This is a genomic window from Rhizobium sp. CF142 (assembly GCF_000281145.1).
GTDB lineage: Bacteria > Pseudomonadota > Alphaproteobacteria > Rhizobiales > Rhizobiaceae > Rhizobium.
In genome coordinates, this window is the sequence record NZ_AJWE01000109.1 from 1 (window position 1) to 16,080 (window position 16,080).

At 59.3% G+C, this 16,080-nt stretch carries 21 protein-coding genes; 8 read left to right on the top strand and 13 right to left on the bottom strand.

What is annotated here, in order from left to right; all coding sequences use genetic code 11:
• The coding region (locus PMI11_RS25810) for a DUF763 domain-containing protein (RefSeq protein ID WP_007823201.1) at positions 1–844 on the bottom strand (844 nt) is incomplete at its 3' end.
• 219 nt (positions 845–1,063) lie between these two features.
• Between PMI11_RS25810 and PMI11_RS25815 the strand changes: the two genes are divergently transcribed.
• Positions 1,064–1,642 carry a BA14K family protein gene (locus tag PMI11_RS25815; RefSeq protein ID WP_007823202.1) on the top strand — a complete coding sequence of 193 codons (579 nt, stop codon included), beginning with the start codon at positions 1,064–1,066 and terminating at the stop codon, positions 1,640–1,642.
• A gap of 187 nt (positions 1,643–1,829) precedes the next feature.
• Complete coding sequence (locus tag PMI11_RS25820) at positions 1,830–2,354, top strand: hypothetical protein (protein ID WP_007823203.1); 525 nt, start codon at positions 1,830–1,832, stop codon at positions 2,352–2,354.
• Here the strand turns inward: PMI11_RS25820 and PMI11_RS25825 are convergent.
• The 8 genes from PMI11_RS25825 to PMI11_RS25865 all read right to left on the bottom strand — a co-directional run bounded on the left by PMI11_RS25825 (position 2,351) and on the right by PMI11_RS25865 (position 9,563).
• The gene (locus tag PMI11_RS25825; RefSeq protein ID WP_007823204.1) at positions 2,351–2,974 is read right to left on the bottom strand and encodes a response regulator; all 624 of its coding nucleotides are present in this window, start codon (positions 2,972–2,974) and stop codon (positions 2,351–2,353) included. The two genes, PMI11_RS25820 and PMI11_RS25825, sit on opposite strands and share 4 nt — an antisense overlap.
• Before the next feature lies 1 nt (position 2,975).
• Positions 2,976–4,364: a sensor histidine kinase gene (locus PMI11_RS25830; protein WP_007823206.1), complete on the bottom strand. Its 1,389-nt coding sequence runs from the start codon at positions 4,362–4,364 to the stop codon at positions 2,976–2,978.
• A gap of 58 nt (positions 4,365–4,422) precedes the next feature.
• On the bottom strand, positions 4,423–4,593 hold the full coding sequence (locus PMI11_RS37775; RefSeq protein ID WP_007823209.1) for a hypothetical protein: 171 nt from the start codon (positions 4,591–4,593) through the stop codon (positions 4,423–4,425).
• Between the two features lie 344 nt (positions 4,594–4,937).
• Positions 4,938–5,915 (bottom strand): glycosyltransferase, encoded by a 978-nt coding sequence (locus PMI11_RS25845; protein ID WP_007823212.1) that lies wholly within the window; start codon positions 5,913–5,915, stop codon positions 4,938–4,940.
• A gap of 121 nt (positions 5,916–6,036) precedes the next feature.
• Positions 6,037–6,780: a hypothetical protein gene (locus tag PMI11_RS25850; RefSeq protein ID WP_007823213.1), complete on the bottom strand. Its 744-nt coding sequence runs from the start codon at positions 6,778–6,780 to the stop codon at positions 6,037–6,039.
• Complete coding sequence (locus tag PMI11_RS25855; RefSeq protein ID WP_007823214.1) at positions 6,773–8,266, bottom strand: glycosyltransferase family 2 protein; 1,494 nt, start codon at positions 8,264–8,266, stop codon at positions 6,773–6,775. Before PMI11_RS25855 ends, PMI11_RS25850 begins: the two co-directional genes overlap by 8 nt.
• A complete protein-coding gene (locus PMI11_RS25860; protein WP_007823215.1) occupies positions 8,263–8,892 on the bottom strand; it encodes an HAD family hydrolase in 630 nt (209 codons plus the stop codon). Before PMI11_RS25860 ends, PMI11_RS25855 begins: the two co-directional genes overlap by 4 nt.
• Positions 8,889–9,563 (bottom strand): hypothetical protein, encoded by a 675-nt coding sequence (locus tag PMI11_RS25865; protein WP_007823216.1) that lies wholly within the window; start codon positions 9,561–9,563, stop codon positions 8,889–8,891. Before PMI11_RS25865 ends, PMI11_RS25860 begins: the two co-directional genes overlap by 4 nt.
• Positions 9,564–9,802: 239 nt before the next feature.
• Between PMI11_RS25865 and PMI11_RS25870 the strand changes: the two genes are divergently transcribed.
• The gene (locus tag PMI11_RS25870; protein WP_007823217.1) at positions 9,803–11,308 is read left to right on the top strand and encodes an oligosaccharide flippase family protein; all 1,506 of its coding nucleotides are present in this window, start codon (positions 9,803–9,805) and stop codon (positions 11,306–11,308) included.
• A 235-nt stretch (positions 11,309–11,543) separates the two neighbouring features.
• Entirely contained in the window at positions 11,544–11,939 is a 396-nt protein-coding gene (locus PMI11_RS25875; protein WP_007823218.1) for a hypothetical protein, read from the top strand.
• A 62-nt stretch (positions 11,940–12,001) separates the two neighbouring features.
• Here the strand turns inward: PMI11_RS25875 and PMI11_RS25880 are convergent, their stop codons facing one another.
• Both PMI11_RS25880 and PMI11_RS25885 read right to left on the bottom strand, forming a co-directional pair.
• Positions 12,002–12,376, bottom strand: coding sequence for a GFA family protein (locus PMI11_RS25880; RefSeq protein WP_007823219.1), 375 nt, complete (start codon positions 12,374–12,376; stop codon positions 12,002–12,004).
• A gap of 11 nt (positions 12,377–12,387) precedes the next feature.
• Positions 12,388–12,651 carry a hypothetical protein gene (locus PMI11_RS25885; RefSeq protein WP_007823220.1) on the bottom strand — a complete coding sequence of 88 codons (264 nt, stop codon included), beginning with the start codon at positions 12,649–12,651 and terminating at the stop codon, positions 12,388–12,390.
• A 310-nt stretch (positions 12,652–12,961) separates the two neighbouring features.
• On the opposite strand from PMI11_RS25885, the gene PMI11_RS25890 reads away from it, so the two are divergent.
• On the top strand, positions 12,962–13,225 hold the full coding sequence (locus PMI11_RS25890; protein WP_007823221.1) for a hypothetical protein: 264 nt from the start codon (positions 12,962–12,964) through the stop codon (positions 13,223–13,225).
• 74 nt (positions 13,226–13,299) lie between these two features.
• Here the strand turns inward: PMI11_RS25890 and PMI11_RS25895 are convergent, their stop codons facing one another.
• A complete protein-coding gene (locus PMI11_RS25895; RefSeq protein ID WP_007823222.1) occupies positions 13,300–13,854 on the bottom strand; it encodes a hypothetical protein in 555 nt (184 codons plus the stop codon).
• Between the two features lie 186 nt (positions 13,855–14,040).
• Here PMI11_RS25895 and PMI11_RS36775 point away from each other — a divergent pair, with 186 nt between their 5' ends.
• Positions 14,041–14,337 (top strand): hypothetical protein, encoded by a 297-nt coding sequence (locus PMI11_RS36775; protein WP_007823223.1) that lies wholly within the window; start codon positions 14,041–14,043, stop codon positions 14,335–14,337.
• Here the strand turns inward: PMI11_RS36775 and xth are convergent.
• Positions 14,291–15,088 carry an exodeoxyribonuclease III gene (xth, locus tag PMI11_RS25900; protein WP_007823225.1) on the bottom strand — a complete coding sequence of 266 codons (798 nt, stop codon included), beginning with the start codon at positions 15,086–15,088 and terminating at the stop codon, positions 14,291–14,293. The two genes, PMI11_RS36775 and xth, sit on opposite strands and share 47 nt — an antisense overlap.
• Positions 15,089–15,580: 492 nt before the next feature.
• On the opposite strand from xth, the gene rpsU reads away from it, so the two are divergent.
• The gene (gene rpsU / locus PMI11_RS25905; protein ID WP_007823230.1) at positions 15,581–15,817 is read left to right on the top strand and encodes a 30S ribosomal protein S21; all 237 of its coding nucleotides are present in this window, start codon (positions 15,581–15,583) and stop codon (positions 15,815–15,817) included.
• Positions 15,818–15,885: 68 nt separating this feature from the next.
• Complete coding sequence (locus PMI11_RS25910) at positions 15,886–16,080, top strand: hypothetical protein (protein WP_037072226.1); 195 nt, start codon at positions 15,886–15,888, stop codon at positions 16,078–16,080.

Here is a 16,080-nt window from a genome sequence, read left to right on the forward strand (position 1 = left end):
CGGCAGCTGCCGCAAGGTTGCCGTGCAGACGCCGCATATTGACGTCGCTTTCGCGCACATCGTGATGGGCGGGCATGATGAGATGCGGCAGCATCAGCTGTTCGGCTGGCTCCGGCGCGGGCGCAGGATCGGCGGCCAGGGCAAGGGCTGCCGCCTCGCGGACAATGCGGTCCGGCCCAAGCGTTGCGAGAAGATCGAGCTGATCGTGGCGGGATTTTTCCGCGCGCCGGTCGGCCAGATTGATGATCTCGCCCTGCGAGCGGCCTTCGATGGCGGCATGCGGAGAATTGACGAAGCTTTCCAATCCTTCCGAGAACCAGTGGTAGCGCCGCGCCTGACGCTTGTCGCCGTTCATGCCTTGCTGGACGATCACCCAATGGCCATCATCAGCGACGATGAAGCCGTGGAGATAGAGATCGAAACCATCCTGCACGGCTGCACTGTCCACCTTGGCGACCAGGCGGCTTGTCTTGGCCAGGCCGGCGCCGTCCAGCCCGGTGCGGTCGCCGATCGCCATCAGTTCGTCCGGCGTCTTGCGCGATTGCGCGCCGCGCCCGCCGCAGACATGCAGGCCGAGTTCTTTCGAAAGCGGCTTCAGCCCACGCTTCAGCGCGCCGAGCACGCTGGTCGTGATGCCGGAGGAATGCCAGTCCATGCCCATGACGGCGCCGAAGGACTGGAACCAGAAGGGATGGGCAAGCCGGCGCAGAAACTCGTCACGCCCGTAATGGTGGACGATTGCCTCGGCAATCAACGCGCCAAGCGTGGTCATGCGGTTACCCAGCCATGGCGGCACGCGCCCTCCGTGAAGGGGGAGGTCGGCGCTGCCCGCTCTCTGCGACATGCTTCCTCTTTCTGCCGGGAATCTGCTGCGATCAACCGGATCACCCGATAGAACAGCTATCCGTCAAAATCGGGGCAATGGCAATAAATTCCTATCTTCGAGAGTCCGCTCCCTTGCACCAGCAAAATAAGCATCAAAAGACGCGATTTTCGACCTATCCGCGGAACCGAAGCCCGGCATTCCTAATTTCTATCTGTATCGGGAACGGAAGATCGCGTCATGAGGTCGCTTGCTGCACCATCCATCTGTCTGGCAGTGGTCGGGACCGTTCTGGCCGGCGGTCTCGGATTTGCATCCTATGGGTTCCACGAACCGGAACCACATCATTTCGCCAATCTCGATGCGCCGCTTTGGACGACGACACCGACACGCGTTGATCCCCGAACACAAGATTACGAGCGCCTTCCGCCCCTTCAGGCTGCTGCCGACGCTTCGTCTTCAACGCCAGCCAATCTGGTTGGCGTATCGGCCATTGCACCACCCGACGCAACCGTGACGGGGGCGATTGAGCAGCCGAAGCAGGAGTGGATGGCCGACGGCCATCATCTCAGCCTCTGCCAACAACGCTACCGGTCCTATAATGTGGCTGACAATACATACCAGCCTTTTGACGGCGGCCCCCGGAAGCCCTGCGTGATCGAAGACAGAGAGCTTTCCGTCGGACTACCGGCGGCGGATACAAGCCCCAACCCGCATATATCATGGTGCGCCGCCCGCTATAATTCCTACCGCGCTTTGGACAATACCTATCAGCCGTTCAGCGGGCCAAGACGTCAGTGCGTTTCTCCCATTATCTGAGCGAGCCATTTTTCTTGCTGTGAGAAGGTTGTGTCCCCGAGGGGCGACCGTTCTTGTGATCCCGGACCAAAGTCCCAGGCCGCCTGGCACCTATGTCCGACCGTCTTGCAATTTCGGAACAAGCGGTCAATCTCGTGCTTCCTGCTTTTGCAGCAGACACTGGGGAAGAACGACAAGGCAAGTGACGATGGCGATCTCTAAGCGCAATTTCCTGAAGGGCTGCGGCGCGAGTATTCTTGCCGTTGCGCCGTTGAAGGTCGATGTGGCGGGTTCGTTTCCCTCGCTCGCCAGCCAGGCAGCCTTCGCAAAGAACGAAAACGGTAATAGCGGGGGGAATGGAAACGGCAATGGCGGCAATGGTGGAGGGAATGGAAACGGTAACAGCGGGGGAAATGGAGGCGGCAACGGCGGTGGAAATGGCAACGGCAATGGCGGGGGGAATGGAAACGGTAATTCGGGCGGCAGCGGCAACAGTAGCGGGAGCAGCCGATCCAGCTCGAACGGAGCCGGCAGTACGAACAACGCGCCCTCAACATCAGGAGAACGGGCGACCGAAGATACTGACGGCTCGATCGATGTCCGGCATACGAATGGAATAACCGAGACCCTTCGTGCGGGACGTTACATCATGAAGGACTCGAAAGGCCGCACGATCATCAACAGGCGGGCGACATCGGCTGACAGCACGCGGCTCACACGTCTTCTGCGCTAGCGTTTTTCGCGCCACCGCAAGGCAGCTTCCGTCCTGTTCGTGACGCCGAGCTTTGTCAGGATCTGGGTCATATGATGCTTTACCGTTTTCTCCTGTAGATCGAGACGCAGGCCGATATGCTTGTTTGAAAGGCCCTGCGCAACGAGATCCATCACCTCGCGTTCCCGAGGAGTAAGCGCGTCCCTGTCCGATGCCTGCCCGCTCAATGAATATTCCATCACTTTGGCCGACATTGCCGGTGAGACGTAGCGGGCTCCCTTGAAAACGGTGCGGATCGCTTCCGCCAGACCGCGGGAACCAACACCCTTGAGAATGTAACCTTTTGCTCCACGTTGCAGCGCTTCGACGAGCGTATCGACTTCCTCTGAGGCAGTGAGCATGAGGATTTTGGTCTCTGGGCTTATGGAAAGGATCTCGTCGATCACCGAGAGCCCGTCGCCGGGCATCGACACATCGAGAAGCAGCACGTCCGGACGGGTGTCGGCGGCGATCATTGCTGCATCAGATGTGTTGGCTCCTTCTCCGACGACGACAAAATCGCTGACCTCGGAGAGGCTGCGGGTCACCCCCTCGCGGAACAGGGGATGGTCGTCTACGACGCCGATTTTGATGGACGTCATCCTATTCCTCCACTTCCATAGGCGCGAAGGTCATGATGACAGTCGTTCCGCCTTCGCCGGTTCTTATGTCGAATTCTCCGCCAAGACTATCGATCCGTTCTTTGAGCCCCGCAAGGCCGAGGCTCGCCGGCCTCACCTGCGTCGGGTCAAAACCCTCGCCTCGGTCACTGACTTCGATGCGGACGCCGCCGTCGTGTGATGTTGCCCTGACGGCTTGCTCCACGCCGCCGCCATGGCGATAGGCATTGTTGAGCGCCTCCTGAACAAAGCGGTAGATACAAATTTTGAGAGCGGGGGCAAGCTCCGGATCATCCTCGTCAATTGTTGTATCGACAGTGGTGCCGGTCTTCTCCTGGTGGGCTTCGACAACGCGTTTTACGATATCCGTAATCGAAGCCCTCTCGATTTGCGGCAGGACCAGCCCCTTGCAGATGTCGCGAATCTCCTTCATCGCCTCGGCAAGACTCGAACGGATCCAGGCGAGTTCCTTTTCGCGCGTCTCCGGCTGGACAGCGGCATCGACCAGCAGGTTGCTGTCGAGACGCAACGAGGCATAGGCGATGTGCTGTGCAGGACCGTCATGCAGATCGGCGCCGATGCCGCGCAAATAGGTTTCGTTCAAGGCCGCGGCGCGCCTGGAGGACAATTGAAGCCTGCGTTGCAGACCGCGATTTTCGGTGAGAAGCGCGGAGAGTTCGTCTACCCTGGCCTTTAGCGCTTCGCGCTGCACCTCGATCGTATGACTGCCGCGAAAGACGAGAATGGAGAGAGCGAGGAAGAAAATCGCGGTCAGGCCGGCCACGGCCAGCCAGCTCCAGAGCCGTGCCTGTGCAAGGCTGTCTTCCAGCCCTTCTGCCGTCTCATAGAATTCAAGCACGGCCACAGCCTCTCCCGACCAAGGCTGCAAAACAGGATTGTAAATTTCCATGAGCGCCCTGCCGAGACTGCGCTCCTCGGCGCTTTCGGGGTCGCTTGCGACTTCGTAACGTGCGACCAGCGAGCCCGCAAATGCCTGAGCGAGCTTGTCATTGACAGGAAATGTCTTTCCCACCAGTTCCTTTTCATTGGAGTAGAGAATCGTGCCATCCCGGCGCCACAGCTTGAACGACACGAGACGGCGGCCGAGTGCGCCCTGTCCGAGCGTTTCGTCGAGCGCCTGGGCGCTTCCCTCGTCGAGCAGCGATTCCGTCTGCATGTCGGGAAGCAGGGGTGCGACGACGCTATCGACGTAGAGCGCTGTCGCAGCCCCGGAATTGTGGATAACGGCATCCTCGATGAGATGGGTGACAATAAGCCCGATGACGAACATTGCGCCAAGGGAAACAAACCCTCCCATGATGAAGAATTGGGAGGCAAGGGAGCGGGCATTCCACCGTATGAGCCAGTTCATTTCCAACCTGATTTACGACGATCCGTGCAAACTATCGCATTGGCTGGACTTTTCCAGTTCACCTGGCCTGGATGACATCGGCGCCAGAAACGCTGGCGGTCAACTGATCGGTGTCGCCCAACATGGCCGTGCCGAAGACATAGAGCATGACGGCAAGAAAGATGACGAGTGCCAGCAGGGATGCGTTCCACGCGCTGGAAATTCCCGGGATTTCGTTCCTGTCGTCCATGACTGAACTCCTCTTTCGACGGAGGGCCGAACGGGCGGAGAGACAGTGCGTTCCGGATCTGGGACTTCAGTCCGCGCGTTATTGGACCAAAGTCCGAAGCGACTCCGACTGAGGTCCGAAATCAGGAACAGCGAGGATTGCGGTCGTTGGTTTGGCAGCGGTCAAGGAGGCCGCCTCGAAACCGAAGGAGGAAAAATGCTCCAAGCTTATCATACGCACGCCTACGGCTGTGTCTCTTATGTCGGGCGTCGCAATTACACGCCTCGCCGTCATATTGGCGGGGGCCTTTTGCTTGCCTTCGGTATGGCTCACGTCGATCTGGATTGGACTGATGCTTTCAACCATCAACGCGATAAGGCTTGCCAGGGCGAAAGTCTTCCAAAGAACTTAGCGATGGCCGAGAGGGAGGCAGCCCGCATGCGCAGCAGCCTTTGCCGGCGTAGGGCATCGACGCGCGTTCCTGGCGCCTTCGCGAGTGCCGCCCTGGCCGCCCTTACGGGCTCTACCAGACTGGCGGCCACGTCCGGCAAGGCATCCACTTCCGCCTCGAGCCGTGTGAGATAGGCGTTCAGCCCATCGGCAGCGGCTTGCCGCAGCCGGCGGGTCGGAGCGTTGCGAAGTCTGCGCGTCGCCCAGCGGAGATGTTCTTCGGCATGCCGGTGCAGTGCCTGCGGATGCTTGTAGGCCCTGTGGTCGCCAAGCATGTCGGCGACAAACGCCACTTCTCCGAGTTCGCCGCAGCGCCACCAAAGCTCCATATCCTGCAGATATTGCCAGGCCGGGTCCCAGCGGCCGGCCTTGAAGAAGACATCCGTGCGGATCGTTGCACCCGGCATCGCGACCATATTGTTGAGCAGCAGCAGTTCCCGAAAGGCGTCGCCGCTGTTGCTGTAGCTCCACCCGAAGCGGTGTCCGGGAATGGGATCACCCTCATAGGTGATCTGCCGGAAACGACCATGGATCAGGACAGGGTGGCGCATTGCCGCGCGCCCGATGGCGCGTAACGCCCCGGGAGCGAGACGGTCGTCAGCATGCAGGGTGACGAGGTAATCGGCATTCGCGCCGGCTGTATAGGCGCGATTCCAGTTGTCCGTGCGCGGCACGGTGTCTCGATGCAGGGCCGGCTTCAGCAATGGAGATGAGTAGGATGCGATCATTTCCCGACTGCCGTCCGTGGAGCCGTTGTCGCAGATATGGACCTCGAAGTTCGGATAATCCTGTGCCAGAGCGCTGTCCAGCGCCTCCGCAAGTGTCTCAACATTGTTGTAGCAGGGTATGATAATGGCGAGAGAGGGTAATTTGCTCGATGTCGCGGCTGTCATGATGAACTCCCGTTTACTAGGTCCCCTGATCCCGCGAACGCGTGTCGAGGGGATCGTTAGCAAGGCTCCGCCCGTCCCCGTCGAAGTGGAACGGCACCGGTATTTTCCCCTATCCTAGACGCTAGCCGGCAAGGGTAACGTCTGCGATCTTGACATCGAACACGTCACGCGCCGGCAGCGTCCGGACATCGAAGCCGTGTGCGACCACGCCGTTCAGCATCGGGCAGACAAAGAGCAGGCCGTTATGCGAGAGGCGCGCCCGGTTCTGCAGGCTGTGGGCCAGAGCCAGATGAAAAACGGCGACATTGCGGAAGGCATAGACGCCTGCCGATGCATTCTCGGAGATGACGACCTTTTCCCTTGCTTCCAGCATCCGGCCATCATTTCCAAGCCTGATATAGCTGTATTGCGGATGGTGGGAGGCAAATGTGAGTGCCAGACCGCCGAGATTGGGTTCGGTTGCAAAGATTGCGGCAATATCCGCATCGCAGTCGAACATGATATCGCAGAGATCAACGACAACGGGCGCATCCGGAAAAGCGACGAGTGCCACACCGGCCGCAGCGCTCCAGGCAGCGCCACCGCTCATTTCGGACAGCCAGACGATCCGCGCTGCCGGATAGCGTGCCAGCAATGTTTCCCGAGCGTAGCGCCGTGATGCAGGCCTGTCCCGCAGCACGAAAACAGGCACAGCCGCGCTGCTCCACCAGGGACGCGCCTCCAGCGTGGCGCTGAGCAATGTCGTCTTTCCAACCGGCATTTCCGCCTTCACCGAGCCGTCAGGCCGCTCAAAATCATTCCCGGCCATGGGAATGATAATGTTCAGCGGCGCCATCGCTTCCGGCCTGGTTCCGACGTCATGCATAGGCAGGCTCACGGCCCTGCAGATATTCGGCCAGATCCTCGGGCGTACCAAGCCCGTGCATGTTCCTGACATCGATCTCGTAAACGCCGATGCGTGCACCGTTACGGATGGCGTAATTATAGGCCGGGCAGACATAGAACTCGTTGTTGGTGCGATCGTTGTGCACCATCATGTCGAGCGCGCCCTTCATGAAATCGCCGGCGCGGCGGAAGAAGTAGATACCGACTGTTGCCAGTTCGGAGATCGGCTGCTTTTCGGCAACCCTGAGTACGAATCCTGCCGCATCGGTTTCGGCGAAAGACCATTTCGGGTCGCGCTTCGGGTCGCGAAACACGAGGATCGATCCGTCGAGATCGCGCGACATACAGTCATCGATGAAATCGACGATACGCATGTCCACCACCTGGTCGGAATTGGCGATGAGAAGGGGAGCTTCCTCATCGAGATGCTGGCGCGCCAGCAGAACGGTGCAGGCGGTGCCTTCGGTGAGTTGATCGACCGAAACGACCCCGACGCCCTGCGAGCGAAGTTCGGCCACCGCATCCGCCTGGCTGTCCAGATGTTCGCGCAGCAGCAGGACCGTTGGTTGTCCACCCGGCGGCAGCGTGTTTTCGAGCACATGCTGGATCATCGGCCGCCCAAGCACGTCGATGAAGGGCTTCGGGCGGGTGAACCCGACCTTGGCGAAGCGGCTGCCCCGGCCGGCGGCCGGCACCACCAGTTGCACGGGTCGCTGGGCCTGTGCGGAGGATAGGCGGCGGACCCCGTTGACCTCGAAATTCTCGATCATTTTCGGGTTGTAGAAGCTGTGGTAGCGGTCCGCGGGAACGCTTGCGGAAACGACGCGGCCGCCATCCAGGATCACCTCGTTTAGCGACGAGCTGACATAGTAGCGGTCATCCACCGTCACCCCGTGCCTCAAGGCGGCAGTCGCGGCCTTGAAGAAAATCTGGGCCTCGCGGAAATAATAGAACCCGGCGATCGCCTTGTTGCTGATCACATCCTTCTCGGACGTGCGGTTGACGAAACCGTCGTCGCCGAGCGTCACATAGGACCAGCGCGGGTGGATCGTCTCGAAAGTGATGACGCCGGCATCCGCCTTGGCTGCCTCGAATTCCGCAATCACGGATGCAAGCCGGGTGTCGATGATCTGGTCGCTGTTGGCAATCACCAGCGGCTCGGTGGGGTCAATCTTGTCGACCGCCATCAGGCAGGTGCAGAGCGCACCGGCGGTCGCGCCTTTCAGCATGACTACCTCGGAACGGCCGTTGGTGCTGAGGTCAAAGATCCGCTCGTAGGAATATTTGACGGCATCCTGCTGGTCGACGAGGAAGAGGAAATGCGCGTCGCTGCCGAGCGACTTCATGTTTTCGATGGCCCATAGGATCATCGGCTTTCCGGCCACTTCGATAAGCGGGCGCGGATAGGCATAGTCTTCCGGGCTGAAATGCGGGCTTGTGCCCGTAGTGGGGAACAGGACGATCATGCCATCACCTCCGATACACGCTTGATCTCCGACACGATCCGGCCGTAGACAACGTCGGCCGGTGTTCCGATCTGCATGACGTAAGCGCCGCTGTCGCGCGCGGCCTTCAGGCCGTATTCATTGTCCTCGAGGATCAGGCATTCATCCGGTCTAAGACCGAAGCGCTCCATCGTCGTCACATACATTTCCGGATCCGGCTTGGCGCGGGTGACATCCTCATTGGACACGATGAGGTCGATATATTCTATCAATCCGGCGCGCCGCATCATGGACTCGATGGTGACACGGATCGAGTTCGAGCAGACGGCGATCTTGTAGCCATCGTGCTTGAGACGGCTGAGCGCGTATTGATGGGCAAACACCGGCTTGCAGCGGGTGTAGATCAGCTCCATCGTATAGTCCTGCTTCAACTCGTGGATCAGCTCGTTGAGCCCCTTCGGCAGGCCATTGGTACGGGAGAGGATCTCCAGCTTGCGGCGGGTTGGCAGGCCATCGAACGTAGTCAGATGCGCCTGGCGGTCGATCGGCATGCCGAAAAGATCGAGCGCCCGGTTCAGCGCCTCATAATGCCATTCCTTGGCATCGATCAGCACGCCATCCATATCGAACAAAACAGCACGGATCATGTGACTTCCTCCTCAACCATCCAGGCAAAGCTCTGCTCGGCTGCATCGGGCAGATCGGTACAGATCATCAGCCGCTCGAGCGGAAGACCACTCTTTGCAGCCTGTCGCAATGCGCCAGACCAGGCGGCCCAGACCGCTTCATGCGGGCGCTTGTGCAGTTCCGGCGAGACCATCGCGACATATTTGCCGCGCCTCAGATCATCGATCGCGCGTTCGATCGAGGCCGGCTTCTCGGTGAAAGAATCCACCCATACGCCCTCACAGCGTTCGTAGAAGGACGGGTAGAGCTCGACCTCACTGTAGCGGGTGAAAACCGGGATATTGCTATCGAGATAGGGCCTGAGATCGGGAACCGACGCGTCGAAAACGAAGGAGCGTTTCGTCACCTCATATTGTTCCAGCATCGGCAGCAGGGCAGGGCAGAGGCCGTCCGCCTTGATATTGATGGCCAGTCGTCCCGGGGCGCCATTTGCTGCATAGCACTCAAGAACGTGCGCGAAGGACAATGCCCCGGTTGTGGCAGGATCGTGTGAAATTACCAGTTCGCCATTCAGATCGCGAACATCCAGTTCAACGCCGTGTCCGGCGGCGAATGCCTTGTCGAATGCGCCTAAAGTGTTCCGCTCATGGGGTGCAAGCCACCACCCACGATGTGCGAGTATCATCATCATTATGTCCCTCCGGCCCAATCGGCCAACAAACGATTTTGTGTCGTCACAAAGGGCGGATTAAATCCATGCATGTGCCGACCAATCTTCATATGCAGGATTGTAATTTCATCTTGACTATGCAGAAGTGAGTATAGATCGTCAATATCGAATATACACCAAAGTTGTTACTTTGGTAACACATGCGGTACGCGCAATAATGCCAATATAAACTCCAGATAAACTCAAAAGAACATGTGACCATGGGCACATCTAGTACGGCATCACTACCCGGCGCAGAGCAAGGCCAGGAGCCGCGTAGCGTCTCTACATCACGGGATGCGCTATGGGTTTCGGGCGCTCGTCTGGTCAGCCAGCTCTGCGGTATCGGTACGTTGCTGGTCGCAGCCCGCGTCCTCTCACCGGCCGAGGTTGGCGTCTTTGCGATGGTCTCCTCGACCGTTTTGCTGCAATCGAAGATTGCTGAAGCCGGATGGAGCGAATATTTGATTGCTGCACCGCACGATAGGGAACTGCCCGGGACGGTTCTCTATTGCGCGCTTGCAAGCGGGTTCGCCTTCACCATTCTCGGATTCATTGGGCTTGCTGTTTCCCTCGTCTGGCTGGCGCCGACCGGGTCGATCTTCTTCACTCTCCTGCTGCTGATGGCGACCATCGTGCCCGGCACCTTCATTATCTGTCAGAGCGGCGTATTGGTCAGGAGGCGACGCCTGCGCGAACTTGCCTTCTATCAGGCGGCCTCGGAATTTTCGGGCCTTCTCGTAACGACCGGAGGGTTATTGCTCGGCTGGGGCATCGTCGCGCTTGCGGCAGGACGCTGTTGCGTCGTGCTTGTCGCACTCCTGATGTCCACGGGCTTTGCGCGCTGGCTTCCGCGCTTCGAATTCCAGCTCACCACTGCCCGCGAGGCGCTTGCCTATTCCACCCGGCTCCTGGCATCGCGCCTTATGCAATTTGCGCAAAGTTACGGCGCGGAGTTCCTGATCGTGTTCTTCATCGGCGCGACGGAGGTCGGCCTCTATAGAATGGCAAGCCGCATCGTCGGCGCCGTCACCGAGCTGATTTCCGAACCCGTGCGGATGCTGGCATGGAGCTATTTCTCCCGCCAACAAAGCGCGACGGGCAGCGGGGCGGAAGGCCTCAGCCGGCTCATGGGATTGATCATGGCGGCCACCGCTTTTGCCGCTCTTCCCGTCTTCATGGGCCTTGCCGTCATATCCGAACAACTCGTCAGCGTGCTGCTCGGGGTGCAGTGGCTCGCGGCCGCCCCAGTCCTCATCCTGCTGGCGGCTGCGCGCGGCATTGCTGTCATCCAGATGCTCAACGAGCCCGTGCTCAGCATCATCGGCCGGGTTGCCCTGCTGCCGCGGCTGAACATGCTGTTTACGGCAACAAGCCTCGCTTGCCTTGCAATCGCCGGCTGGATCCGACCGGACCTCGTCAATATCGCGGTTGCGCAGGTCGTGGCCGCGGCATTGACGACTTCAGTGTCTCTCTATTTCCTGCAGCGCGGCACCGGGTTCCGTTGGCCCTCCTTGTTGCGTAGGATACTGCCCGCCGGGCTGGGCGCCTGTGTCATGGTCGGCGCCGTCGGCCTGGCTCTCCATATGGCAGGCGGTAGCCTGCACCTGCCTTTGGTGGACTTGTTTATCGGAGTTGCGGTTGGGGGCCTCGCCTATGTCATCATTGCATGGTCCAGTGGTCGCGCCTTGATGGCGGAACTCAACCATGTGACAGGTGCGCAATAGCGCCATGGATGCGGATGCCTGTTAAAGCCGAGCTTTCGTTGGTCGCCTTAGCCAACGCTCGAAAGTTCTTGTGAGGGCTTATTTCACTCTCAAATGGGCAATTGAGACCGCCCCACGCGACTGGCTGTTGGTCCGGATCCAGGCGTAACGCTGGATGTATCGGCGAGCTTCGAACTTATGACGGCTGAGCGCGTTCTCATCTTGCGACAATCGACCCGCCGGATGGGAGGCGCTTATGACGGATATACGCACGCGCGGATTCAAGACGAAGGCCGAGCTTGACGAACATCTTGGCGACATTGAAGAGACCGCCGAAACGGAAGAGGTTCTGTTGCCTCCGGTCGACCACGCGGTGGAGCAGCAGGAGACCGTCGAGCTCGCAAGATTGCAGGAGGATCTGACGTTGCTGCGCAGACACCTCGCTCTTGTCCGCGAGCAGGCGAAGACGGCCATCTCGGCACGCGCCCAATGGGCGGATGCGAGCGCCCATGAGCAGCTTGGAAATTATGCCTGGCTGAAACTCGCCGGGGTCATTGCCATAACATTCCTGGTGGTCAGGCGGTTGCGGTTGCTGCCTCCTTCGGGAATGGCGACGATTCCTATCGCCCTTTCACGCTTCTACCGGGTGTGATCAGACTTTTGAGCTCAAAGCTCGGTGTGCGCAGCTGTCCGCCGCGAACCATCGGACGCCTGTCAGATCCGATCCTCCACGAATTGTTCCGCACCCTCGACCGGCTGCAGCCAGGGTTCTCGTCGCTTGATCCAGAGCTCATAGGTGGGCTTGAGGCCGGTCGGCGCATCCTGCAGTGTCCCGAGTTTGATCTCGGCCTCCTCTTCGTCGTAGGCAAAGATCCGCGAACCGCAGGCCGGGCAGAAGCGGCGGCCTTGATGCACTGCGGTTTCCCCGGTGGTTTTGAAGGCGGACGTCGGCCAGATCGCGTAATAGGTAAAGGCTGCGCCACTCTCCTGGCGGCAGTCAGTGCAATGGCAAAGCCCGACGCGCTTGGGTTCGCCCTCCACCTGATAGCGCACCTCGCCGCAATTGCAGCTCCCGTATCGTATGATCATCCAAAGCCCCCTTAATGTTTCACCCCGAAAGGCGATTGATCGTCGTCGAAATTGCCGTTGCTCAAACTGTCGTAGCGATTGAGGCTCGGCTTGCCGCCTCGGGTGCCGAAGGGTGTCAGCTGCACCATCATTTCCCTCGCACGATCGATTGCGTCTTCTTCGTTCAGCGCTGCCGCCTCGGGAAGGCGCACCGTCAGTTGCTCGCCGGCGTCACCGCAGAAATCGACATGCCAGGCCTTCTGCCGATGCGTCACCTTTGCCTCGTTCAGATGCATTGAAACCTCCGTTCGGCCTTTCCGCTGGTTTCGCTTCTCTCGGGCATGGAGATCAGTGTATAAACCGATGTACTGGGGATAGGTTCCGAGCCCTCCCTCCTTCGGGTCTTCACTGCCGGCTTGCCGGCATTGTTCACTCAAGGCTTCACTCCGCTGGCACCTGTCGAAGAACATAAGCATTCATTGAAGAGCAGCGATCGACACAGTTTTCGCTCGGCGGTCGTACATAGAGATGATCGACGCATCTATTTGCGGTCCTCTGCGTTCACCCCAAGGACGAATCTTGTTCGAACCCTCGAAAGGAACGCAGATGAGTTTTCCAGCCCCGACAAGCAATGATACCACGCGCCGGTTTCAGGATGCGACCCATGCTGCCCGCGTTGCCCTGGAGGCGCTTATCGCCGATGCCAACGCTGCGGGTTGGAGCACGGACGAGATGACCGTGGCATTCGTTGAGGCAGCACGGTCTCTCAAAGACGCAAACACCAGGGACCCCGACCCTGCCGACGATCCGCCAATCAGCGGCGTGGATGCGAAGCAAGGGCAGATTGGACGTGGTGAGTTATTTGATTGAGTGACGACCCAGCGGTCGTTCACAATAGGACAATGGACAGCAAGTGAGGCCGTATTTCGCACGACATCGTCTCGTCAGATCCTGATTTGCAACAGGCCCCCTCGGGCCACCTGTCTGCCGTGGCACCAGAACGGATGGATCATGTCATTGATGGCCAGGATGTCGGCACACGGAACGAGTGGCGACCATCCTTCATGGGCATCGAGCCCGACGAAGGCCAGTCTTGTCAGGGATCTTGTGCCTGCCAGCAGATCTTCGTCATCGATTGTGATGTCCACCAGCAGCACTTCCGGCGCCCGCACAGAGCAATCGACTGCCTCCCGGGCGATTGTCGTCACCGACGTGCTTGCTCCGATATAGAAGGCCATGACCGTATTGTTGTCGAAGTCGGCGATGGCGGGAATGAGCAGATTTGCGGGCAAGGCCGTCAGCGTATCGCGTGTACCGTCAAACCGATGCCCGGTTGCGTCCTCACCTGCGAGACTGCGATTTCCCGAAAATTGATAGAAGACCTCGCGTCGGGTCAGATATTCGACCGTCCAGCGACCGGAATGATCTGCTGCAGTAGAAGTCGCGAGCGCCTCGATCTCCGAGACGACTTCATGGAAGGTGGTGCGAGCGTTGGCCATGGCGATTCTCCTTGAGGGAACAAAGGCGGATGGCGGGTGAATGTTCCTGCCAAAAGAGAATAACTTCCTATGCGGGCCTGATAACCAATGACGCGGTTCCTTCGGTGTGGTCCCGCTGAAAGGCACAAATAGCGCCATCATATTGACGCAGTGCGCGTTAACCTTTGAGAGCGAAAGGAGATGAGCATGGCCGGACACGATAGCTACTATATCGAGATCACCACGCGTCTTCGATCGGTGCGTTCTTTTTGCGATTTCCTGTCGAGCGGCGGGACTGTCGGCGTTGCTGCGGCGGACGGCTCACGCTACGGCGATGTCACCACCGATCTGCTTGCGAGAACACGCAAGGAAGCAGAGGCCCTTGATCGCATGCGCCGTCAACTCTTTCCGGATCGTGCGGACGAAGAGGTTTCGCCAGCACTCTATACTTGTGGACTCACCGCCTCCCGCCGGTCGTGTAAGGCAGGTCGAGCTCAATCATGACGGGCGCATGATCGCTCGTATGGTTCCAGCTCCGCGGATTGCGCCGGACGCTCGCAGAGCGAAGGTACCCAGCGAGGTCGGGACTGAGAAGAACATGGTCGATCCGCAGTCCCGCATCCCGTTCGAATGAGTTTCTCCAGTATTTCCAGAAGGTGTAGATCCGCTCATCCGGGTGAAGATGGCGAAGCGCGTCCGTCCATCCCTGTTGAACCAGCCTGGCATAGGCCTTTCTGACCTCGGGTCTGAACAAGGCGTCATCGCGCCATCGTTCCGGGGAATAGACATCCAGGTCTGTTGGCATGACGTTGAAGTCGCCGATGAGCAGGGTCGGGACTTTGAGGTCCAAGAGCTCTCCGGCATAGCGATGCAGGCGCTGGAACCAGCGCAGCTTGTAGTCGAATTTCGGACCAGGCGCCGGGTTGCCGTTTGGAAGGTAGAGGCAGCCGATCAACATCCCGTTTATGGCAGCCTCGATGTAACGGCTGTGGCTGTCGTCCGGATCGCCCGGCAGGCCACGGCGTGTCAGCACCGGCAAAACGCTTCTCGCAAGGATCGCCACACCATTCCAGCTCTTTTGGCCATGCCAGACGGCACGATATCCAGCGCCTTCGATTTCCCGTCGCGGGAATTTATCGTCAGAGGTTTTCAGTTCCTGAAGACAGACGACATCAGGCGCATCCTCTTCCAGCCATTGCAGCAGTATTGGAAGGCGGCCGATGATCCCGTTAATATTATAGGTAGCTATCTTCAATCGACCTCCAAAGGGTGAGGCGGGCCGGACAGGTTGGGCGCTCGTTTGCCATTCGTCTGCCACGGCGAGAAACCGGAAAAATCGCCATGCTCGCCATCCCCGTCGCGTACGGTTGACACGGCCCGCGCTCGGCAAAGGGAATGTGCAGGGCTTCAGAAGGTTCCCGTCAGGCCGCTGGAGGCGGATCAGGCTGCCTTGCAATACGGTTATGCCTTTCTTATTTACCTCCCATCACCCCTATCGGTTTGGTAAGGCCCAGAGAGTGACGCGTAGCCCTTCAGAAGAGGTGTCCGCGCTCCAGCCAAGACCGTTACAGATATTGGCTGCTGGCCGTTCAGCACATGATGCAGCCACACTGACGCAACGCGGCGGCAAAGCGCGATCCTCTGATCGTTTCAGCTAAGCTTCCTTCGATTGCGCCATTTGCGCAGAACGAATGCCGAGGGATCGCCAGCCGAGCGGGCTTAACACCGCTATCCGCAAGGAGAAAACATGCAGGTCATTGTCAGAGACAACAATGTTGAACAGGCTCTCCGCGCCTTGAAGAAGAAAATGCAACGCGAAGGACTGTTTCGCGAAATGAAGGAACGCCGGGCCTATGAGAAGCCCTCGGAGCGGCGTGTCCGCGAAAAAGCCCAGGCAATTGCCCGACTGCGCAAGGCTGCCCGCAAGAAGATGCAGCGAGAAGGGCTTCGGTCTGCCGCAAGACGCCGCGCGTCCACACGCTGATGGCAGCGGCGCCGCCGCAATATGCCGGCGGCGCTTTATTCTGGCCCTCTATTCTGGAAGGGGACATCATGGAAGAGTTGCGTAGTTTGACGGTTTCCGATGATCGGCTTGACGACTGCCGCGAGGCTATCGGACCGGATCTGCAGGATCTGATCGATGCGAGTGTCGCCTCCGGTTTTACGATCGAGGAAACATTGATCGCGATCAGCGAACTGGTGGCAGAAGATTTCGCCTCCGCGGTGAAGCTCCCGAGCGTTCACTGA